21 protein-coding genes and 1 tRNA gene are annotated in these 20,989 nt (G+C 67.6%); 16 read left to right on the forward strand and 6 right to left on the reverse strand.

Translation table 11 applies throughout. The annotated features are described in order from the left end of the window. The first annotated feature begins 28 nt into the window (after positions 1–28). Positions 29–622, forward strand: a complete 594-nt coding sequence (locus DVU99_RS06785; RefSeq protein WP_114239431.1) for a hypothetical protein — start codon at positions 29–31, stop codon at positions 620–622. Between the two features lie 105 nt (positions 623–727). Here DVU99_RS06785 and fdxA read toward each other — a convergent pair whose 3' ends face one another. Together fdxA and DVU99_RS06795 are read right to left on the reverse strand one after the other, a co-directional pair. Then, positions 728–1,051 carry a ferredoxin FdxA gene (fdxA, locus tag DVU99_RS06790; RefSeq protein WP_114239432.1) on the reverse strand — a complete coding sequence of 108 codons (324 nt, stop codon included), beginning with the start codon at positions 1,049–1,051 and terminating at the stop codon, positions 728–730. 49 nt (positions 1,052–1,100) lie between these two features. Next, positions 1,101–1,176: transfer RNA gene (locus DVU99_RS06795), tRNA-Glu, on the reverse strand. A 188-nt stretch (positions 1,177–1,364) separates the two neighbouring features. Here DVU99_RS06795 and pcnB point away from each other — a divergent pair. From pcnB to pgi, 6 genes are all read left to right on the forward strand, one after another. Then, positions 1,365–2,720: a polynucleotide adenylyltransferase PcnB gene (gene pcnB / locus DVU99_RS06800; RefSeq protein ID WP_114239493.1), complete on the forward strand. Its 1,356-nt coding sequence runs from the start codon at positions 1,365–1,367 to the stop codon at positions 2,718–2,720. Continuing rightward, complete coding sequence (folK, locus tag DVU99_RS06805) at positions 2,717–3,199, forward strand: 2-amino-4-hydroxy-6-hydroxymethyldihydropteridine diphosphokinase (protein WP_114239433.1); 483 nt, start codon at positions 2,717–2,719, stop codon at positions 3,197–3,199. Before pcnB ends, folK begins: the two co-directional genes overlap by 4 nt. A gap of 56 nt (positions 3,200–3,255) precedes the next feature. Beyond that, complete coding sequence (panB, locus tag DVU99_RS06810; protein ID WP_114239434.1) at positions 3,256–4,086, forward strand: 3-methyl-2-oxobutanoate hydroxymethyltransferase; 831 nt, start codon at positions 3,256–3,258, stop codon at positions 4,084–4,086. 19 nt (positions 4,087–4,105) lie between these two features. Further along, a complete protein-coding gene (gene panC / locus DVU99_RS06815) occupies positions 4,106–4,951 on the forward strand; it encodes a pantoate--beta-alanine ligase (RefSeq protein WP_114239435.1) in 846 nt (281 codons plus the stop codon). Positions 4,952–5,052: 101 nt separating this feature from the next. Continuing rightward, complete coding sequence (gene panD, locus DVU99_RS06820; protein WP_114239436.1) at positions 5,053–5,439, forward strand: aspartate 1-decarboxylase; 387 nt, start codon at positions 5,053–5,055, stop codon at positions 5,437–5,439. Positions 5,440–5,551: 112 nt separating this feature from the next. Beyond that, the gene (pgi, locus tag DVU99_RS06825) at positions 5,552–7,207 is read left to right on the forward strand and encodes a glucose-6-phosphate isomerase (RefSeq protein ID WP_114239437.1); all 1,656 of its coding nucleotides are present in this window, start codon (positions 5,552–5,554) and stop codon (positions 7,205–7,207) included. A gap of 20 nt (positions 7,208–7,227) precedes the next feature. Here pgi and queG read toward each other — a convergent pair whose 3' ends face one another. Further along, the gene (gene queG, locus DVU99_RS06830) at positions 7,228–8,298 is read right to left on the reverse strand and encodes a tRNA epoxyqueuosine(34) reductase QueG (protein WP_114239438.1); all 1,071 of its coding nucleotides are present in this window, start codon (positions 8,296–8,298) and stop codon (positions 7,228–7,230) included. A gap of 58 nt (positions 8,299–8,356) precedes the next feature. Here queG and DVU99_RS06835 point away from each other — a divergent pair, with 58 nt between their 5' ends. From DVU99_RS06835 to DVU99_RS06855, 5 genes are all read left to right on the forward strand, one after another. Then, positions 8,357–9,841 carry an NAD(P)H-hydrate dehydratase gene (locus tag DVU99_RS06835; protein ID WP_114239439.1) on the forward strand — a complete coding sequence of 495 codons (1,485 nt, stop codon included), beginning with the start codon at positions 8,357–8,359 and terminating at the stop codon, positions 9,839–9,841. Then, complete coding sequence (gene tsaE, locus DVU99_RS06840) at positions 9,838–10,320, forward strand: tRNA (adenosine(37)-N6)-threonylcarbamoyltransferase complex ATPase subunit type 1 TsaE (protein ID WP_114239440.1); 483 nt, start codon at positions 9,838–9,840, stop codon at positions 10,318–10,320. Before DVU99_RS06835 ends, tsaE begins: the two co-directional genes overlap by 4 nt. Positions 10,321–10,508: 188 nt before the next feature. Then, positions 10,509–12,095, forward strand: a complete 1,587-nt coding sequence (locus DVU99_RS06845) for an N-acetylmuramoyl-L-alanine amidase (RefSeq protein ID WP_114239441.1) — start codon at positions 10,509–10,511, stop codon at positions 12,093–12,095. Between the two features lie 123 nt (positions 12,096–12,218). Beyond that, a complete protein-coding gene (mutL, locus tag DVU99_RS06850; protein ID WP_114239442.1) occupies positions 12,219–14,051 on the forward strand; it encodes a DNA mismatch repair endonuclease MutL in 1,833 nt (610 codons plus the stop codon). A 66-nt stretch (positions 14,052–14,117) separates the two neighbouring features. Beyond that, positions 14,118–15,026 carry a DUF1684 domain-containing protein gene (locus tag DVU99_RS06855; RefSeq protein ID WP_114239443.1) on the forward strand — a complete coding sequence of 303 codons (909 nt, stop codon included), beginning with the start codon at positions 14,118–14,120 and terminating at the stop codon, positions 15,024–15,026. Between the two features lie 60 nt (positions 15,027–15,086). Here DVU99_RS06855 and DVU99_RS06860 read toward each other — a convergent pair whose 3' ends face one another. Then, the gene (locus DVU99_RS06860; RefSeq protein ID WP_114239444.1) at positions 15,087–15,869 is read right to left on the reverse strand and encodes an enoyl-CoA hydratase/isomerase family protein; all 783 of its coding nucleotides are present in this window, start codon (positions 15,867–15,869) and stop codon (positions 15,087–15,089) included. Positions 15,870–16,020: 151 nt separating this feature from the next. Here DVU99_RS06860 and DVU99_RS06865 point away from each other — a divergent pair, with 151 nt between their 5' ends. The 4 genes from DVU99_RS06865 to DVU99_RS06880 all read left to right on the forward strand — a co-directional run bounded on the left by DVU99_RS06865 (position 16,021) and on the right by DVU99_RS06880 (position 18,501). After that, complete coding sequence (locus DVU99_RS06865) at positions 16,021–16,737, forward strand: FKBP-type peptidyl-prolyl cis-trans isomerase (RefSeq protein WP_232823487.1); 717 nt, start codon at positions 16,021–16,023, stop codon at positions 16,735–16,737. Positions 16,738–16,832: 95 nt separating this feature from the next. Further along, entirely contained in the window at positions 16,833–17,030 is a 198-nt protein-coding gene (locus DVU99_RS20300) for a DUF1289 domain-containing protein (RefSeq protein ID WP_114239446.1), read from the forward strand. Further along, positions 17,030–17,632, forward strand: coding sequence for a CoA pyrophosphatase (locus DVU99_RS06875; protein ID WP_343126320.1), 603 nt, complete (start codon positions 17,030–17,032; stop codon positions 17,630–17,632). Before DVU99_RS20300 ends, DVU99_RS06875 begins: the two co-directional genes overlap by 1 nt. After that, positions 17,629–18,501, forward strand: coding sequence for a sulfurtransferase (locus DVU99_RS06880; RefSeq protein ID WP_114239447.1), 873 nt, complete (start codon positions 17,629–17,631; stop codon positions 18,499–18,501). Before DVU99_RS06875 ends, DVU99_RS06880 begins: the two co-directional genes overlap by 4 nt. Positions 18,502–18,640: 139 nt before the next feature. On the opposite strand, the gene DVU99_RS06885 is transcribed toward DVU99_RS06880, so the two are convergent. After that, on the reverse strand, positions 18,641–19,396 hold the full coding sequence (locus DVU99_RS06885) for an enoyl-CoA hydratase/isomerase family protein (RefSeq protein WP_114239448.1): 756 nt from the start codon (positions 19,394–19,396) through the stop codon (positions 18,641–18,643). A 97-nt stretch (positions 19,397–19,493) separates the two neighbouring features. Next, positions 19,494–20,960 (reverse strand): DUF4139 domain-containing protein, encoded by a 1,467-nt coding sequence (locus tag DVU99_RS06890; protein ID WP_114239449.1) that lies wholly within the window; start codon positions 20,958–20,960, stop codon positions 19,494–19,496. Positions 20,961–20,989: the final 29 nt, after the last annotated feature.

The following is a 20,989-nucleotide window of genomic DNA, read 5'->3' on the forward strand; positions in this document are numbered from 1 at the left end:
AACTGATACTCCTACGGAATCTGCTTACATGAAGAAATCCCCGCTTGTCGTGGCCCTGCCGGTGCTGGCCTTGTCCGCCTTGATGCTTTCGGGCTGCGGCATGTTCCGTTCGCAGAAGGCCTGGGAAACCGCAAAACAGGAAACGCCGCTGGAGATCCCGCCGGGCATGGACACGCCGTCCACCAGCGCCGCGCTGGTCATTCCTGAGCAGGGCGCCAACAACCCGACCGCCAACGGCGCCACGGCCCGCTTCGGCAAGGGCGGCGGCACCATCGCCGACGGTTTCGTGGTGAATGACAGCATCGACGGCACCTACCGTCGTGTCGGCCAGGCGCTGGAAGCGGGTGACATCGGCCAGGTGCTGGGTCACGACGATGACGCGCATACGTACACGCTGAGCGTGGTGGCGTCGGACCAGCCGGTCGAGAAGAAGGGCTTCTTCAGCAGCATGTTCAATGGCAAGTCCAAGCAGGGCGCCGACGCCCCGGGCGCGGCGCCTCACCAGGTCACGCTGACCGTGGGTGGCAGTGGTGCCAAGGCGGCTGAAGTGCGCGCGCAGGGTGATGCCTCGGCCGTGGCCAAGGTCATCGATGCGCTCAAGGGTCGCCTCGGCGGCAGCTGAGCCTTGCCCGACAGCAAGCAAAACGCCGCCCAAGGGCGGCGTTTTCTTGTGGATTCAAGCCGGTCCGGTGGCCATCGAGGTGGCCGTGCCCGTGCGATGCGAAGTTCAGCGCTGCAGCAGGTCGATCTTGTTGGGCTTGTTTTCCCAGTCCTTGGCGTCGGGAAGGGCATCCTTGCGCTCGGTGATCACCGGCCAGCTCTTGGCCAGGTCGGCATTCAGCGCAACGAACGATTCCTGGCCGGCAGGCACGTCGTCCTCGGGATAGATCGCGTTGATCGGGCACTCCGGTTCGCACAAGGTGCAATCGATGCACTCGTCCGGATTGATCACCAGGAAATTGGGGCCTTCGTGGAAGGCGTCGACCGGGCAGACCTCGACGCAATCGGTGTACTTGCACTTGATACAGTTGTCGGTAACGACAAAAGTCATGCTGTCGCGCGCCTCGTGGATATGGACGCGGCCCGTGCCAGGCCGGAAGTGGCGCTCCCTACGAGGTTCGAACTCGTGTTCCCGCCTTGAGAGGGCGGTGTCCTAGGCCACTAGACGAAGGGAGCGAAATGCACCGGAGCGCGCTAGTATAACGGAATTGTTTCGTCCGGCAATGCCCGGGAGCGACTTTTGTCGCCTGTTGCGAAACGGCCCCTGCAGGGCGCCCGGTGGCGCCGGCAGGGCATGGGATGCGGCATGGTGCCGCGACTGATCGCTTTGAATGGCGCCTGGCGCCTGCAAGGATCCAAACCGCTTGAGTCACGACGCAAGGACTACCGCCACACCTGCACTGCGCATCATTCCGCGCGAGCAGCACGTGATTTCGCGCAAGAACATCAGCAAGGCTGCGCTGCGCGTGCTGTACCGCCTGAACGAAGCCGGCTACCAGGCCTATCTCGTCGGTGGCGCTGTGCGCGACCTGCTGCTAGGCGGCCACCCCAAGGACTTCGACGTGGCCACCAATGCCACGCCGGACGAGGTGAAGAAGCTGTTCCGCAACTCGCGGCTGATCGGCCGCCGCTTCCGCCTTGCCCATGTGGTCTACGGGCCGGAGATCATTGAGGTTGCCACGTTCCGCGGCACCGGCGAGGAGGAGGGCGACGGTGATCGCCACATCGTCGATGGGCGGATCGTGCGGGACAACGTGTGGGGCAGCATCGAGGAGGATGCGATCCGTCGCGACTTCCGCGTGAACGCGCTCTATTACGACATCAGCGATTTCTCGGTGCGCGATTATGTCGGCGGCATGCAGGACGTGGAAAACCGCGTGCTGCACCTGATCGGCGATCCGGCCACGCGCTATCGCGAGGATCCCGTGCGCATGCTGCGCGCCGTGCGCCTGGCGGCCAAACTCAATTTCCGCATCGATGCCGCCGCCGCGGCTCCGTTCGACGAACTGGGGCCACTGCTGGCCGATGCCGCGCCGGCGCGCCTGTTCGATGAATCGCTCAAGCTGTTCCTGGCCGGGCATGGCCTCAAGAGCTTCCACATGCTCGAACAGACCGGCCTGCTGAAGTACATGTTCCCGGCCACCGCGCGCGCGCTCAAGCGCGGCGACGAGGCGCTGCGGGCACTGGTCGAGCAGGGTTTGGCCAATACCGATGCACGCGTGGCCGAGGGCAAGTCGGTGACGCCGGCCTTTCTGTTCGCCGTGCTTCTGTGGGGCGAGGTGCGAGACCTGGCGCATACGTGGATCACCAAGGGCGTGGAGCCCAACGCCGCCTGGGAACGGGCCGCCACCCACGTGGTGGCCGAGCAGTGCCAGCGCGTGGCGATCCCGCGTCGTTTCACGCTGACCATGGAAGAGATCTGGGCATTGCAGCCGCGCTTCGAGCAGGTGCAGCGCAAGCGCGTGTTCCGCCTGATGGCGCACCCGCGTTTCCGCGCGGCGTTCGACTTCCTGTTGCTGCGTGCGGCCGAATCGCCCTCCATCCGTGAGCTCGGCCAGTGGTGGGAGCACGCGCAGCAGTTGCCGCATGAGACGCTGGCTGCCGCCCTGGCGGGCAGCTCGGCAGCACCGGGTGGTAGTGCGGAGCCGGCCCTGCCCAAGCCGCGCAAGCGCCGTCGCCGCAAACCCGCCAGCAAGGCCGGCAAATCGGATCCGGCGTGACCGAAGCGTATATCGCGCTGGGTAGCAATCTCGGGGATGCGCGCGGCCAGGTACTGGCCGCGCTGCGTGCGCTGGCGACTCTGCCTGATACGCGGCTGTTGGCCCAGTCACCGCTGTACCTGACGCCACCGTGGGGCGTGCTCGAGCAGCCGCCTTTCATCAATGCGGTGGCGCACATCGATACGGGGCTGGCTCCTCACGCGCTGCTCGACGCACTGCTGGCCATTGAACGTGCTGCCGGCCGCGTGCGAGACGGGGAGCGCTGGGGGCCGCGCACCCTCGATCTCGATGTCCTGCATGTCGACGGCGTGTCGCTTGCCGACGACCGCCTGCAGTTGCCTCATCCGCGCATCCAGGAGCGCGCATTCGTGCTGTTGCCGCTGCATGACCTGGCGCCGGAGCTGCTCGTGCCCGGCCAGGGGCGGGTGGAGGAGCTGCTGGCGAGGCTCGATACGACCGGTTGTGAGCGGCTGCCTTGAGCCCTTCACGTTCCGCGCGGGATAATCCGCGCCTGTTCCCGCTCTAGGACATCGTTGTGTACGCGCAGAAAGCGAACGCTCCCACGCGCAAGCCGGTTACCGTGCCGTCCTTGCTTACGATGAAGGCTGAGGGGCGCCGCATCGTCATGCTCACGGCCTACGACGCCAGTTTCGCCGTGCAATTGGAGCTGGCCGGCGTCGATGTCGCCCTGGTCGGCGATTCGCTGGGCATGGTGGTGCAGGGGCATGCGAGCACGCTGCCGGTGACGCTGGACCACATGGTCTATCACACCAGCCTGGTCGCGCGCGGACTCGGCGCCACGTTGCTGGTGGCCGACCTACCATTCATGGCCGATCGCGACGTGCCGCACGCGCTGGAAGCCGGCGCCCGCCTGGTGGGCGAGGGTGGTGCGGCAATGGTCAAGATCGAGGGAGCCTCCCCGCATATCCTGGATATCATTGCCGCGCTGGTGGAGCGGGTGATCCCGGTATGCGCGCACCTGGGCCTCACGCCGCAGTCGGTGCACAAGTTCGGTGGTTTCCGCATCCAGGGACGTGCGCAGGAGGCGGCCGACGAACTGGTCGCGCAGGCCAAGGCCGTCGAGGCTGCCGGCGCCACGCTGCTGGTGCTGGAAGGCATTCCCACTGTGCTGGGCGAGCGCATCACGCGCGCCGTCTCCATCCCGACCATCGGCATCGGTGCCGGTCCGCATTGCGACGGGCAGGTGCTGGTGATCCACGACATGCTGGGCATCACCCCGGGCAAGCGCCCGAAGTTCAGCAAGGATTTCCTCGCAGGACGCGACTCGGTGGCCGCAGCGATTGCGGCCTACGCCGAGGATGTGCGCAGCGGCGCCTTCCCGGCGCCGGAACACTGCTTCGACTGACCCGGTAGAGCAAAGAACCATGCAGACAGTGCAAGACGCTGCGGCGCTGCGCGCCGTGATCCGCGGATGGCGTGGCCAGGGCCAGACCGTGGGCTTCGTGCCCACCATGGGCAACCTGCACGCCGGCCATCACTCGCTGATCAAGCTGGCCCGCGCTCGCGCCGATCGCGTGGTGGCGAGCGTGTTCGTCAATCCCACCCAGTTCGGGCCGAGCGAGGATTTCTCCCGTTATCCGCGCACGCTCGTGCAGGACCAGGTGGGCCTGGCCGAACAGGAGTGCGACCTGCTGTTTGCGCCCGAAGTGGCCACGATCTATCCCTTCGGCCCGGAAAACAGCGTCAGCATCCACGTGCCGCAGCTGACCGAGACGCTGGAGGGCGCCCATCGCCCGGGCCATTTCGACGGCGTGGCCACGGTGGTGTGCAAGCTGTTCAACCTGGTGCAGCCGGACTTGGCCGTGTTCGGGCAGAAGGACTTCCAGCAGCTGAAGGTGATCGAGCGCATGGTGCGAGACCTCTCGCTGCCGGTGAAGATCATGGCGGCTTCGACCCTGCGCGCCGATGACGGTCTGGCGTTGAGTTCGCGCAACCAGTACCTGTCGGCGGACGAGCGTGCGCTGTCCACCCAGATCTACGCCACCTTGCAGCAGATGCGCGAGCTGATCGCCAAGGGGCACGCCCGCAGCGTGGTCGAGCAGGCGGCGGCCAACAAGCTGGCCCGGGCGGGCTTCGAGCCCGATTACGCGGCGATCCGTCGCGCCGAGGATCTGGCCGAGCCCGCCGAGGGCGAGCGCGAGGGCCTGGTGGCGCTGATTGCCGCGCGCCTGGGCAGCACCCGCCTGATCGACAACTTGCTGTTCGACTGAACGCCCCCATCTGAGGGGCAGGCCGGGTCATGTTGCGGTGCGACGTGCCCCGGCCGGATAATGGCGCGCTAAGCGGGCTGTACCTGCCGGAAACTGAAGTCATGAACCTGAACATGCTCAAGGCCAAGATCCACCGTGCGACGGTGACTCACGCCGAGCTCCATTACGAAGGCTCCATCGCGATCGACGGCCTGCTGCTCGATGCCTCGGGCATTCGCGAGTACGAGCAGATCCATGCGTGGAACATCAACAACGGCAAGCGCTTCGTCACTTACGCCCTGCGCGCAGAGGAAGGCTCCGGCATCATTTCGGTGAATGGCAGTGCGGCCCATCGCGCGCAGCCGGGCGACCTGATCATCATTGCTGCGTTCTGCCAGCTGGCCGAGGCGGAACTCGAGCAGTTCCAGCCGACCCTGGTGTATGTGGATGCCGACAACCGCATCTCGCACACCAACCGCTCCATCCCCAAGCAGATGGCCGCGGCCTGAAGTCTTCTGCCCCGCCTGCCGGCGGGGCTCTCTTGCGGTGCATCAACCTGCTGGCGCGAGATGCGGAAAGCTGCGTAAGATCGGCGTTCCCTCCCGCCACGCATGAGCACCCATGTCGCACGAGCGCCGTCCGTCCTTCCTGGCTGAGCACGTTGACCGCCTGGCCCGTACGCACCTGCGGGAGCTGCTGAAGGACAACGCGCGCGGCGATCGATTGCGCCATCGTGTCGGCCCTGTGCTGCTCGACCTCAGTCGCCAGAAGCTCGACGCGGAGGCGCTGGCCGCGCTGGGCGCGCACGCCGAGGCCAGTGGCTGGCAGGCGGCGCGCGATGCCATGTTCGCCGGTGCCCCGATCAATACCTCCGAACACCGTCCCGTGCTGCACACGGCCTTGCGTGCCAGCGGTTCGTCGCTGCCGTCGCCGGCCCCACGCGAGGCGCTGGACGAGATCGAGTCAACGCTCAAGCGCATCGATGCGCTGGTGCATGCGGTGGGGCTGGGTGACGCCTCGGCCTTCGGCATTGCGCCCGGCATCACCGACGTGGTCAACATCGGCATCGGTGGCTCGGACCTTGGGCCGCGTCTTGCGGTCCGCGCGCTGACGCCCTACCACGTGCCTGGCCTGCGCAGCCATTTCCTTACCAACGTGGACGGCCAGTCGGCGTATGAGCTGATGCGCGAGCTCGATCCGCGCCGCACCCTGGTGGTGGTGGTGTCCAAGACCTTCACCACGCAGGAAACCCTGCTCAACGGCACGGTGATGCGCGACTGGATCAGTCGTGCCTACGATGGCGATGCCAGCAAGGTCGCGCGTCACTTCCTCGCCGTGAGCGCCAACGTCGCCGCTGCCGAAAGCTGGGGCGTGCCGGCGGAGCAGGTGTACCCCATGTGGGACTTCGTCGGGGGCCGCTTTTCGCTGTGGTCGGCCGTTGGCCTGTCGCTGGCGCTGGCCATCGGCTCCTACAACTTCCATGCCCTGCTGAAGGGCGCTGCGCAGATCGACGATCACTTCCGCACGGCGTCGTGGCAGCAGAACCTGCCCGTGCTGCTGAGCCTGGTGGAGATCTGGAACCGCAACGGGCTGGAGCGTGGCAGTCGCGCCGTGGTGCCTTACGCCGACCTGCTCACCGACCTCACTTCCTATCTGCAGCAGTTGGAGATGGAGAGCCTGGGCAAGCAGGTGACGCCGCAGGGTCAGCCAGTGGCGCAGTCCACCTCGGCGGTGGTGTGGGGCAGCGTGGGCACCAATGCCCAGCACGCCTATTTCCAGGCGCTGCACCAGGGGACCGACGTGGTGCTGCTGGAATTCATCGGCGTGGTGAAGCCGGCCCACGACCTCAACGCCAACCATGATGCGCTGCTGTCCAACCTGCTGGCGCAGGCCGCGGCGCTGGCACTCGGCAAGACCTTCGACGAGGCGCTGGCGGAAGCGAAGCAGGGCAGTGAGGAAGAGCGCCGCGTACTGGCCGCGCAGCGCAGCTTTCCGGGTGACCGTCCGAGCACCGTCATCCTGCTCGATGCGCTGACCCCGGAAAGCCTGGGCGCGCTGATTGCGCTGTACGAGCACAAGGTGTTCATGCTCGGCCACTTGTGGGGCATCAACGCGTTCGACCAGTGGGGCGTCGAGCTGGGCAAGTCGATTGCGCGGCAGATCCTGCCCGCGCTGGAAAACGGCGAAGGCGACACCTCCGCGTTCGACAGCGCCACGCAGGCGCTGATCGAAGCCATCCGCGAGCGCCAGCTCACGCTGGCCAGTCACAACCGCTGAAGCGGAGTGCCTGGGCTTCGCTAGGCCGGATGCCTGGCGAGGGCCCACGCCACGTGCTCGCGCACCAGGGCTGACGGATGCTCCGCGCGGGCGAGCAGCGCCTCGCGCACTTCCTGCGTGTGTGGTGCGTTGCCCAGGGCCACCGCGATGTTGCGCAGCCAGCCCTCGTAGCCGGTGCGTCGTATCGCCATGCCCTCTGTGCGCTGCAGGAACTCCTGCTCGGTCCAGCCGAACAGTTCCACCAGCTTCGCGCCATCGAGCCGGTGCCGCGGCGCGAAGTCGGGCTCGGTGGCCTCCTGCGCGAACTTGTTCCACGGGCAGATCAGCTGGCAGTCGTCGCAGCCGAAGATGCGGTTGCCGATGGGCTCGCGCAGTTCCTCGGGAATGCTGCCGCGCAGTTCGATCGTGAGATAGGAAATGCAGCGCCGCGCGTCGAGCTTGTACGGCGCAACGATGGCCTGCGTGGGGCAGATGTCGATGCAGCGGCGGCAGCTGCCGCAATGCGCGCTGGCGGGCTCGTCGACCGGCAGCGGCAGGTCGGTATACAGCTCGCCCAGGAAGAAATAGGACCCCGCGCGGCGATTGATCAGCACCGTGTGCTTGCCGATCCAGCCGAGCCCGGCGTTGCGCGCCAGTGCCTTTTCCAGCACGGGCGCCGAATCGACGAAGGCGCGATAGCCGAAGTCGCCGATGGCCGCATGGATGCGCTCGGCCAGCTTCTGCAGCCGGTTGCGCATCAGCTTGTGGTAGTCGCGGCCCAGCGCGTAGCGGGCCACGTAACCGGCTTCGGGATCTTCCAGCACGTGCCAGGCGTTGCGCGTGCCTGGCGGCACGTAGTCCATGCGCACGGTGATCACGCGCACCGTGCCGGGTTCCAGCTCCGCCGGGCGGCTGCGCTTGTCGCCATGGCGGGCCATGTACTCCATCTCGCCATGATGTCCCGCATCCAGCCAGCGCTTGAGATGCAGCTCGTCCTCGCCCAGCGCCGTGCCGGTGATGCCGGCATCGGCAAAACCCAGTTCGCGCGCCCAGCGCTTGATGTCGCTGGCCAGCATGGCGTAGTCGTGGGGCGAGAGCAGGGTGGCGGGCATGCGCCTATTGTAGGCGCTGGCGTTCGGTGCCCGCGGCGGCCATGCCTATAATCGACGCATGACTGCCAGCGTCCATCGTCACGAGCTCTACACCGTCGAACAGGTGCGGGCGCTCGATCATCACGCCATCCACGAACTTGGCATTCCCGGCTACGAGCTGATGGAGCGCGCCGCGGCCGCCGCGCTGGTGTGCCTGCGCGCGCACTGGCCCCAGGCGCGCCGCATCGCGGTGTACTGCGGCGTCGGCAACAACGGCGGCGATGGCTTCCTGCTGGCGGCGCTGGCGCGTGAGGCGGGCCTGCATGCGGAAGTGGTCGCGCTGGGCGAGAGCCGGGGCGAGGATGCCCAGCGCGCGCGCCGCGTGTTCGAGCAGGCGGGCGGCGTGGTGCATGTGTGGCGTGGGCAACCCGTGTTGCCCGATGCACAGGTGCAGGTCGATGCCTTGTTCGGCACGGGCCTGCAGCGTGCACTGGCGCCCGATGTCGCGCAGCTGGTGCAACAGATCCATGCCGTGGGTACGCCGGTGCTCGCGCTCGACGTGCCCTCCGGCGTGAACGCCGATACCGGCGAAGTGCCGGGTACGGCGGTCCGCGCCGATGTCACGGTCAGTTTCATCGCGGCCAAGCGGGGCCTGCATACCGGGCAGGCGCCCGGCTACGTCGGGCAATTGCAGCTCGATCCGCTCGGGCTGCCCGATGCGCTGTGGCAAGGCTTCAGCCCGGATGCCCGCTTGTTACAGCCGGCCACGCTGCCGCCGCGGCCACGTCAGGCGCACAAGGGCGACAACGGCCACGTGCTGGCGATCGGGGGCGAACATGGCACCGCCGGGGCGATCCGGCTGTCTGCCGAAGCGGCGTTGCGGGGCGGTGCGGGGCTGGTCAGCGTGGCCACGCGCGGTGAGCACCTGTTGGCGCTCAATTGCGCCCGCCCGGAACTGATGGCGCACGCCGTGAACGGCCCGCAAGCGCTGGAGCCGCTGCTGCAACGGGCCTCCGTGCTGGCGGTGGGGCCGGGCCTGGGGCAGGGCGCCTGGGGGCATGCGCTATGGCTGACCGCACTGGATGCCGGCCTGCCGCTGGTGCTGGATGCCGATGGCCTGAACCTGCTGGCACGCGAACCGCGGACATTCACGGTGCCTGCGGTGATCACCCCGCACCCCGGCGAGGCAGCGCGCCTGCTGGGCTGCGATACGTCGGCAATCGGCGCGGACCGCTTTGCCGCCGTGCGCGAACTGGCCCGGCGCTACGGCGTGGTGGCGGTGCTGAAGGGCGCGGGCAGCCTGGTGGCCGATCCGGCGGGACAGGTCGCGCTGTGTCCCTGGGGCAATCCCGGCATGGCGTCCGGTGGCATGGGTGACCTGCTGACCGGCATCGTGGCCGCGTTGATGGCCCAGGGCTGTGACCCCTGGCAGGCGGCCACGCTCGGCGTGGGCCTGCATGCACGCGCGGGCGACCTGGCCGCACGCCGTGGCGGCGAACGTGGGCTCATCGCCTCCGACCTGCTGGAACCCTTGCGGCTGCTGCTCAATGGACGGGAATCATGACCGAGCATCGCTGGGAACTCGCCGACGAAGCGGCCACGGCCGCGCTGGCCGTGCGCCTGGCAGGCGTGCTCGACGAAGGGCTGGTGGTGTACCTGCATGGTGACCTCGGTGCCGGCAAGACCAGCTTTGCGCGGGCCCTGCTGCGTGCGCTGGGTGTGGGGGAGCGCATCAAGAGTCCGACCTACAGCCTGATCGAGTCCTATCGCGCCGGCCAGCGCCCGTCCTGGCATCTGGATCTGTACCGCATCGCCGACCCCGGCGAGCTTGAGTGGCTGGGGCTGGATGCGCTGTCCGACCCTGCCGCGCTGGTGCTGGTGGAATGGCCGGAGCGCGGCGCTGGCGCCCTGCCGGCGGCCGACATGGTGGTGCACCTGGCCTATGCCGGCACAGGCCGCAGCGCGACGTTCGAGCCGCGTAGCGCACGTGGCACCCGGGTGCTCTCGCGGCTGGCGCAGGCTGGGGTCGGCAGCGCCGCCTGAGTCTTCGGTCGCGCTAAGTATCGGACTGTCTTGAGAATTCTTGCCGGCGCCATGTGGGCAGGTAAGCCTTCAGTTTGCGCGGGTTGCGGCCGATAGCTGGACGTTGCCTGACAAAAACTTCGCAGGTTATGGAAATTCAAGGGAAAACCTCTTGCTTTCGGCGGGCGCCTGGGCTTCAATTTCGCCCCATGAAGGGATATAGGACGCATCCTGCTGTGGTCGCCGCCGTGGCCTTGCTGGCCCTGGCGCCTTTTTGCGCCGCCCGCGCGGCCGATGTGAAAGCCGCTCGCGTCTGGGCCGGCCCGGAATACACCCGCGTGGTGTTCGATGTTTCCGGTCCCGTCACCTACAAGCTGCGGCAGGACGGCGACCAGCTCACGGTCGACGTCAACGACAGTGCGATCAGCAGCAGCTTCAGCTCACCGGGCGCGCAGGGCCTGTACAAGGGCCTCACCGGGGCACGGCAGGGCAGTAATGTGCGGCTCACCGCCACCATCGCGGCGGCCAGCATGGTCAAGAGCTTCCTGCTGAAGCCGCAGGCCGATTACGGCTATCGCCTGGTGGTCGACCTGTACCCCGGCGGCAATGTGGTCAGCTCCAAGTCCACGGCGCCGTCCAAGTCCGGCGATGGCGACGCCGCTCCGGTCGTGGCCTCCGCCGCGCCGCCGGTGTCCGATCCGGTGCCTGACCCGACGCCTGCGCGTTCTTCCACCAAGTCCGGCCTCAAGCCCACCCAGAGCGGCATGGCCTCCACGCGTGCCGCGGCGGCCATGCTCAACGGCGAACGCAAGGTGGTGATCGCGGTCGACGCGGGTCACGGCGGCGAAGACCCGGGCGCGCATGGTCCGGGCGGAACGCTGGAGAAGGATGTCACCCTGGCGGTGGCGCGCCAGCTGGCCGACCAGATCAACCAGCAGCCCGGCATGCGTGCCGTGCTGACGCGCAATGCGGATTTCTTCATCCCCTTACAGCAGCGTTACCAGATCGCCCGCAACAACTCGGCGGACCTGTTCATCTCGATTCACGCCGACGCCTTCATCAATGGCGACGCCCGTGGTTCGTCGGTGTGGGTGCTGTCGCCGCGCGGAAAGACCAACATGGCGGCGCAATGGCTGGCCGACGGCCAGAACCGTGCCGACCTGATCGGTGGCGTCACGCTGGACGACAAGAACGACGGTCTCGCCGCCGTGCTGCTGGACCTGCAGCAGGGCTATTCCATGCAGGCCAGTGAGTCGGTCGCCGGCAACGTGCTCAAGGCGCTGGGCAACCTCGGCCCCACCCACCGCGGTTACGTCGAGCGCGCGAACTTCGTGGTGCTGCGTTCGCCGGACGTGCCCTCGATCCTGGTCGAAACGGCCTTCATCAGTAATCCGGACGAAGAGCGCAAGCTGCGCGATCCCTCGCACCAGTCGCGGCTGGCTTCGGCGGTGATGAGCGGCGTGCGTAGTTATTTCGAAGCCACGCCGCCCCCGGGCAGCTGGTTCGCCGCGCAGGCAGCGCGCCGCAATGGCGTGGCGGCCGTGGCCTCGTCGCAGGGCGATGACGACGTCTCGGCGCGCGCCAGCACGGCGGTAGCGCAGGCCATGGCGGGCAATACCGACGCGGGACGTGCGGATGATGGCGTGCGCGATCTGCATCGCGTCGAGCAGGGCGAGAGCCTGCGCAGCATTGCCAAGCAGTACGGCGTGAGCATCGGTGCCCTCAAGAGCGCCAACCGCATCAGCAGCGACAGCAGCGTCCACGCGGGCATGGTGCTCACGATTCCCGCCAGCTGAAGGATCGCCTGCGCTCCTTCAGTCTCAGTGAGATGGCGTAACCCCTTGCTTTCGAAGGTTTCCGGCCTTTGATGCCGGTAGGGTTCGCTTTTCCCGGCCGGCGCGAAGCCTTAAGCTTCGCCGATGCCAGTCATTCGTCCGCTTCCGCCCGAACTCATCAACCAGATTGCCGCCGGCGAGGTGATCGAACGACCGTCCTCGGTGGTCAAGGAGCTGGTGGAAAACAGCCTCGATGCAGGCGCCACCCGCGTTGAAGTGGACATCGAGCAGGGCGGTGCGCGCCTGATCCGCGTGCGCGATGATGGCTGCGGCATCGTGCCGGACGAACTGCAATTGGCGGTGGCCTCGCATGCCACCAGCAAAATCGGCAGCTTCGACGACCTCGAGCACGTGGCAAGCATGGGCTTTCGCGGCGAAGCGCTGGCTTCGGTGTCGTCGGTGGCGCGCTTTGCGCTGACCTCGCGCGCGCAGGGCATGGACACCGCGTTCCGCATCGAGGTGGACGGCGGCAGGATGCAGGCGGCCCGGCCCGCGCAGCATCCCCAGGGCAGCAGCGTGGAAGTGCGCGACCTGTTCTACAACGTGCCCGCGCGACGCAAGTTTCTCCGTGCGGAACGCACCGAGTTCGCGCACATCGACGACCTGCTCAAGTCGTTGGCGCTGGCGCGCACATCCGTGGAATTCCGGCTGAGCCACAACGGCAAGCCGGTACGCATCCTGAAGGCGGCGCGCGACGAGCACGCGGCACTGCTGCGCGTGGCCGAAGTGCTCGGCGAGGATTTTCCCGCACAGAGCCTGCGCATCGACCACGCCGCTGCCGGGCTGCATCTCTCCGGCTGGGTCGGTCTTCCCACTGCTTCGCGCTCGCAGGCCGACTCGCAGTATTTCTACGTCAACGGACGCCTGGTGCGCGATCGCATCGTGGCGCACGCGGTACGCCAGGCCTATGCCGACGTGCTGTTCCACGGCCGCCATCCCGCGTTCGTGCTTTATCTGGAGCTCGACCCGGTGGGCGTGGACGTGAACGTGCATCCAGCCAAGCACGAGGTCCGTTTCCGCGAGCAGCGGCTGGTCCACGACTTCCTGTTCCGTACGCTGCACGAAGCCTTGGCGCAGACGCGTGCGGGTCAGGTGGGGGCGCCTGCACAAGAGGCAGCGCCTATGGCCATGCCTGCCTATCGCATGTCGCCATCGCCGGCTTCCGCTGCAGCGCCTGCTTGGCCGAACGCTTTCAGCCAAAGCCGCCTGAGCCTGGGCGTGCGCGAAGAGCCGTTGGCGGACTATGCGGCCTTGCTGGGTGAAACCGCTGCGCCACAGGCGCCGCTGGCGTTCGCCGCCAATGCGCCGATGCCCGAACGTTCCGACGACGAGGCGCCGCCGCTGGGCTTTGCCATCGCGCAGCTCAAGAGCATCTACATCCTCGCCGAGAATGCACACGGCCTGGTGCTGGTGGACATGCATGCCGCGCACGAACGCATCACCTACGAAAAGCTCAAGTCCGGCCGCGCCTGCAGCAACCTGCGCTCGCAGATGCTGCTGGTGCCCCTGAACGTATCGGTCAGTGCCAAGGAGGCCGCTGCCGCCGAGGAGCATGCCGATGCGCTGGCCGAATGGGGGCTGGAGCTGTCGCGCAGCGGTCCGTCCGGCGTGGTGGTGCGACGCATTCCGGCGCTGCTCGAGGGTGCCGATGTGGCGCAGCTGTGCCGCGACGTGCTGGCGGAACTGGCCCAGCATGGCAGTTCGCGCCGCCTGCAGGAACTGGAGAACGAGCTGTTGGCGACCATGGCCTGCCATGGCTCGGTGCGCGCCGGCCGGCGGTTGACCCAGCCGGAGATGAATGCGCTGTTGCGCGAGATGGAAGCCACTGAGCGCTCCGGCCAGTGCAACCACGGCCGGCCGACCTGGACCCAGCTGAGCCTGGCCGAGCTCGACAAGCTGTTCTTGCGTGGCCGCTGAGCGCCGCTCTTGCTAGCGCCGCAAATGGACGGCCATACTCCAGTCATGAAACTGACGGGGCTTGCCATGTTGCGTACCGCCGTTGTTGTTCTCGCTCTCAGCCTTGGAGTTGCCGCCGTGCACGCACAGAATGCCGGTCCCAGCGATGTGGACGTTTCACAACAGGCCCTGCAATGGCAGCACAAGCGCCTGGCGGCGCTGACGGCACCCAACGGATGGCTGAGCCTGATCGGGCTGGACTGGCTGAAGGAAGGTGCCAACCGCGTTGGCACGGCCTCCGACAATGACATCGTGCTGAAGAGCGGGCCCGCCCATCTGGGCGTGGTGACGCTGGCGAAGGACGGCGGCCTGCGCATCGTGCTGGACAAGGACAGTGGCGCCACCGTCGATGGCCAGGCAGTTACCGAGGCCGTGTTGCACGACGATGAGCACGCTGGTCCGGCAGGTCCCACCACGGTCGCGTTCGGTACGGCGAGTTTCCTGGTGATTTCGCGCGATGGCCGCTTGGCGCTGCGCGTGAAGGACAGCAACGCCGACACGCGTATCCATTTCCAGGGCCTGGACTATTACCCGATCGATCCCACCTGGCGCATCGTGGCCGACTGGGTGCCGTTCGATCCGCCACACGAGCTGGAGATCGGCTCGGTGCTCGGCACCATCAACAAGGAAAAGGTGCCCGGCAAGGCGGTGTTCCATCGCAACGGGCACACCTATGAGCTGATGCCGATCCAGGAAGAACCCGATTCGCTGTTCTTCGTGATCGCCGACAAGACCTCTGGTCGCGAAACCTATGGTGCGGCGCGCTTCCTGTATGCGGACCTGCCCAAGGACGGCAAGGTGGTGCTGGACTTCAACCGCGCCTACAACCCGCCTTGCGCGTTCACGCCCTACGCCACCTGTCCGCTGGCGCCGCCGGAAAACCGCCTGGACCTCGCCGTCACCGCGGGCGAGAAGAAATACCGCGGCGGTCATTGATCGCGCGCTGGCCATAGAAGCGGCGCGGCCAGGCCTGCCGCCTGGCCGCGATCGATGTGCTCACTGGCCCTTGAATACGGCCTTGCGCTTCTCCAGGAATGCCGTGGTGCCTTCGCGCATGTCCTCGGTGGAGAAGGCCAGCGCGAACGCCTGCGTCTCGAATTCCAGGCCCTGGTCGATGCTGGTTTCGCCACCCTGCAGGACGGCGTCGAGGATGCCGGCTGCGGCCAGGGGGGCGGAGGCCGCGAGCTGGTCGGCAAGCGCATTGACTGTTTCGTCCAGGGCCTCCGGAGCCACCACGCGGGTGGCGATACCCAGCTCATAGGCGCGCTGGGCGCTGATCGGCGCGCCGGTCAGGCACAGCTCCAGCGCGGCGCCGCGGCCGGCCAGGCGCAGCAGGCGCTGGGTGCCGCCAAAGCCCGGGATCAGGCCCAGATTGATCTCCGGCTGGCCGAACCTGGCCTTCTCGCTGGCCACGCGCAGGTGGCAGCACATGGCCAGTTCCATGCCGCCGCCCAGGGCAAAGCCCTGCACGCGGGCGATCACCGGCTTGCCCAGTCGCTCGACCAGGCTCATCAGGCGCTGGCCGGCACGCGAGAATCCCTGGGCCTGTACCGGTGTGTAGCCATTCATCTCGGCGATGTCGGCGCCGGCCACGAAGGCCTTTTCACCGGCGCCAGCCAGCACCACCACGCGTACGGCATCGTCCTGGGCGGCCTGCGTGAAGGCCACCGTCAGCTCGTTGAGCGTCTCGCGATTGAGCGCATTGAGCTTGTCGGGGCGGTTGACGGTGATCGTCCGCACCGCGCCGCGGTTGGCGATTTCCAGGTTGCGATAGGCCATGACTACACTCCGGCAGGTAAAGTGTTCATGGTACCAGTGGGAACCTTTTGCGCCCGCGGTGTTCTCAGCAGGGGCGCCATCCCCAGGGCGCTCGCTGCACGAAGGGCCCGGACCGCTTACGATGGGAGCTCCGGCTTCAATGGAGATTGGCATGGCACAACTGCGTTGGCTCGCGCTGGGCATCCTGTTCTGGGGTGCGATGGCGCATGCGCAGGACAATGGAACGGCGCCGGATACGGCCGCGGTGAAGCTGGACAAGACCAAGCTTTCGTATGCCATCGGCTATCAGATCGGCAGCCAGTTCGCCAACGGCGAACCCGACGTCGACATTCCCACCCTGTTGCGGGCCATCCAGGACGCCTACGCCAAGAAGCGTCCCACGGTGTCCATGCAGGACATGCACGACCAGCTGCAGGGGCTGGATCAGCAGATGCGCACCGAGGCCATCGCCAAGTTCAACAAGCTGGCCGATGCCAACGCGCGCCGCAGCGCGGAATACCTGGAGCGCAACCGCCAGAAGCCCGGTGTGATCCAGTTGCCCTCGGGCATCCAGTACGAGGTGCTGAAGAAGGGCAATGGCACCAGGGACGTTCCGGCGGGCTCGGTGGTGACGGTGAACTTCCGTGCCATGCTGATCGACGGGACTGAATTTGACAGCTCCTGGGCACACGGCTCGCCGGTGAGCTTCGTGGTCAACAACAAGGTCATCCCAGGCTGGCAGGAAGTGATCCAGCGCATGCACGTGGGCGACCTGTGGAAGGTGACCGTGCCGCCGAACCAGGCCTATGGCCTGCGCGGCGATCCGCCGCGCATCGGCCCGAACGAGGCGCTGGTGTTCGAAATCGAGCTGCTGGAAATCAAGTCCTGAGAACCCGGCAGGGTTCAGTCGGTTCGATTTGTGCCAAGCTGGGTGGTCGGAGGTCCTATCATGTGGGCTCCCGCATCGCCGTTCCCTGTTCGAGCATGTCCTCCGAGTCCCCCCAATACACCGTGTACGCCAGCCCACTGACGCCCTGCATCGGCGTCTGCCGGCTGGACGAGCACGGCTACTGCGAGGGCTGCCAGCGTACCGGCGACGAGATCGCACGCTGGCGCGACATGAGCGACGAGGAACGCCTGCGCCTGATGCGCGAGGTTTTGCCCATGCGCAAGGTTCCGTGATGGGCGAGGTGCTGACCGACCTGGGCTCCGCGCTGTTGCCGCTGTCGACACCGCCTACGGGCGCGGGCTGGAACCATTCGGACATGGTGCAACTGCTGGGCGACAAGCCCAGGCGGCCGGCTGCCGTGCTGGTCGGCCTGCGCGAAGGCGTGCAGCCGCGGCTGGTGCTGACGGTGCGCACCGATCATCTGCAGGACCACGCCGGCCAGGTGGCGTTTCCCGGTGGACGCACCGATCCCGGCGACGCGGATGCGATTGCCACCGCGCTGCGCGAAAGCGAGGAAGAGATCGGGCTTGCACGCAAGTTGGTGACGCCCATGGGCTTCCTTGATCGCTTCGAGACCATCAGCGGCTATTGCATTACCCCGGTGGTGGCGCGCATCGACCCCGAAGCGCGACTGTACCCGGCGCCCGACGAAGTGGCCGAAGTGTTCGAGGTGCCGCTGTCGTTTTTCCTGGAGCCGGCCAACCTCCGGCGTTACACCATGGAATTCAGGGGCCACCGCCGTGACATGGTGGAATTCGTGCATGGCGGCCACCGCATCTGGGGCGCCACCGCCGCCATGGTGTTCAACCTGCTGCAGAGGATGGGACGCGCATGACACTCAAGACCACGCTGATCGATGCCGAAGAACTGGCCGCGCTGCCGGTGGACGCAGTGCTGATCGTGGACTGCCGCTTTGAGCTGATGGCGCCGGGCACCGGCCAGCGCGACACCGGCAAGGGCGAGCGTGATTACCGTGAAGGGCACATCCCGGGCGCGGTGTACGCAAGCCTCGATACCGACCTTTCCGATCTCTCGCGCCAGTCACAGGGGCTGGGGCGGCATCCGCTGCCGCTGGAGACGGCCTTCGCGCAGGTGCTGTCGCGCTGGGGCTGGCGGCCCGACTTGCAGGTGGTGTGTTACGACGCTGCCGGCGGCTCGCTGGCGGCAGCGCGACTATGGTGGCTGCTGCGGCTGGCCGGTGCGCGTGGCGTCGCCGTGCTCGACGGCGGCTATCCCGCCTGGGTAGCCGCCGGCCTGCCGGTGGAGCAGGGCGAAGTAACCCGCGTGTCGCGTCCGGTGGAACTGCACTTCGATCGCGAGCGTTATCTTACCGATCTGGCCGAGGCGCCCGGGCGGTTGCTGCTGGATGCGCGCGCGGCGCCGCGCTATCGCGGCGAGGTGGAGCCGATCGATCGCGTGGGCGGGCATGTGCCCGGCGCACTGAACCGCCCGTTCGCGGACAACCTCGCGGCCGATGGCCGCTTCAAGCCGGCGGCCACCTTGCGCGAGGAATTCCTCGCCGTGCTGGGCACGCATGCGCCGGATGAGGTGGTGCACATGTGCGGCTCGGGCGTCACGGCCTGCCACAACCTGCTGGCGATGGAGCATGCCGGTTTGCCGGGTTCGCGCCTGTATGCGCCGTCGTGGAGCGGCTGGGTCAGCGACGTGTCGAGGCCGGTGGCCACCGGTGATCTGCCCGGCTGAGCCGCAGGCGTTCCAACATTTTGTGTTGGCCCGCGGCGGGCTGCGCTGCAGGTAGGGCTCTGTAGGAGCCCACCCTGTGGGCGACCGCGGCGCTACGGTGTACCGCGGTCCCGACGTTTCGCCGCCACGCCTTGAGCGGTCAATCCTTCTTCTTCAATCGCGCCACCAGCTGTTGCAGCACCGCCTGCGTTTCCGGGTGGAAGTACGCGTCGAGGAATTGGTCGATCGGCAGCGCATCCGGGTCGGCCCACACCGAGGTGAGGTCGGCACGTGCCAGCGCGCGCGTGGTCAGCATGGCGTTGGAGGGCAGGGCGAGCATGCCCTGCAGCCAATGGATCGCGCGGGTGACCACCTGGTCGACGCCGGTGAGTTCGTCCACCAGGCCGCAGGCCAGCGCCTCGGCCGACTCGATCATGGCGCCGGCCACCATCAGCCGTTCGGCACGATACGGGCCGACAATGCGGCGCAGCGCCATCTGGATGCTTTCCGGCACCACCAGGCCCACCTGCACTTCGTTGAGGCCGATCTTGAACGGGCCTTCGGCCATCACGCGGTAGTCGCAGAACAGCGACAGCACCGCGCCACCCGCCGGACTGTGGCCAGTGATCGCGGCGACGACCGGCACCGGCGACACCGCCAGCTTGGAGCCGGTGTGGAAGAACTCGCGCCAGAACTCGCGCACGCCGTCGCGATCGCGACCGAGCAAGGACGGTACGTCCACGCCGGCCGAGAACATGCCCGGCGCACCGGACAGCACCAGGCCGCGCGCGCCGGCCGCGAGCGCACCGTCCACCGCGTCGCGGATCGCACGCAGCAGGTCGATGTTGAGTGCGTTTACCGGCGGGCGTGCCAGGTTGATCTCGGCAATGGCGCCGTGGGTGATGACGTTGAGCATGGGCGTGTAGGGAGTTGGCCAGAGTGAGCCGCGAGAGTAGCAAACGGTGATGGCCGCCGCTGGCTTCTCCCGCCTTTCCCACGTCCCACGTCCCGGGTTACGGCTGGGGCGTGTCCTCCGCCGACCATTGGTAGCGCACGGCGTAATCCAGCGTGGCCTTGCCACCTGCCGGCACGTTCACCTGGAATTCCAGCAGATCCGGCTTCTGCTCGCTGGGCTTGATGCTGGAGGAGGCCAGCGTCCATTCCCGCCAGCGCGAGGGGTGCTCGCGTACGGTGATGGTGCGCGCGGTGTCGCCGGCATTGCTCAGGGTGATGCGAAAAGCCTCGTTCAACGTACGCGCAGCCTGGTCCACGCTGAAGGCGGTGCGTTCACGCTCGCCGCGCAGGTCGAAGGCGTTGCCCAGCGACATGCGGGCTTGCTCGCCCTTGGGCGTGTCGTTGATGCGTCCCTCGCCGATGAACTGCGGCGTGCCGCTCCTGTCGGCGGCAAGCACGCGCAGATAACCGGCGGGCAGGCTGTCGAAGGCGCGCAGCTGCAGCGTGCTGACCACGAACGTGTTGCCGCCGGGCAGGAAGTCGCGGTTGATCATCGGTTGCGGCGCCACCCAGCTGCCGCCGTTCTCGTAGAGGGCGGTGCGCTCGCAATCGACCGTGCGGGTGGCATACAGCGGCACCTGGCTGACGCTGCCATCCGGCAGGTCCACGGGCGCGGGCAGGGTGTAGCTGCGATAGTCGGCCAGCGTGTTCTGCTCAGGCATGGCATTGACGTCGCTCTTGGCGCGCGCGGCGTACATCATCGGAGCCGGCGCGGCCATTGGCCGGGGCGCCGAGGCCTTGAGCACGTGGGGTTCACCGGCAATCAGCGTGAGTTGCACGTCCTTCCAGTCGCGGCCGCTGCGGTTGGCGATGCTGGCGCGCGACTCGAACTGCATGCGGCAGGCTGTGCCCGGCTGCAGCGTGCCGACATAGGCGGCACGCCAGCCAAGTCCGCCGGTGGGATAGCTCAGCGTGGCCTGCGCCTTGCCGGCGCGACTGGCATCGACGCGCAGTTCGAGGCTGGAGCCAGTCTGAAAGCTGCCCTGCGCGCGCACGGCCGCGTACTCGCGGATCAGGCTGGTGCGCCCCGAGGCGTCCTGCACCAGCAGGCCGTCGCCCGCGCGCAGCAGGGTGCCGTTGGCAAGCGGCTGGCCGCTGCTGGCCAGGACTTCGACGGGCTGGCCGACCAGGCTGCCTAGTGCGGCGTCCTGGCCCTGGCCCAGCAGCAGGCGTTGCGAGATGACCTGGGCGGCATTGCCGTCGACGCTGAGCGCCAGCACCTCGGGATCGAGGTAGCGCGGCAGTCCGCCGAGCGTGATGTCCTGCAGGCCGGATTTCAGCTGCAGCTCGCGTGGCTCGCGCGCCACGGCGTAGCCGGCGTCCACGTCACCGTTGTCGCCGGCGGTATACAGGCCGGCGGCGTCGCTGCGGTAAAGCACCAGGCTGGTGACAGGAGCTGCCACGGCGGCCAGGCTGCTGGCGGCCGCGATGGCGAGGGCGAGAGAGCGGAGGGGGAGCGGGATCACGGTCGAACTCCTTTCGGGTGGTCGCCGCT

This window comes from Dyella sp. C9 (genome assembly GCF_003332825.1).
GTDB lineage: Bacteria > Pseudomonadota > Gammaproteobacteria > Xanthomonadales > Rhodanobacteraceae > Dyella.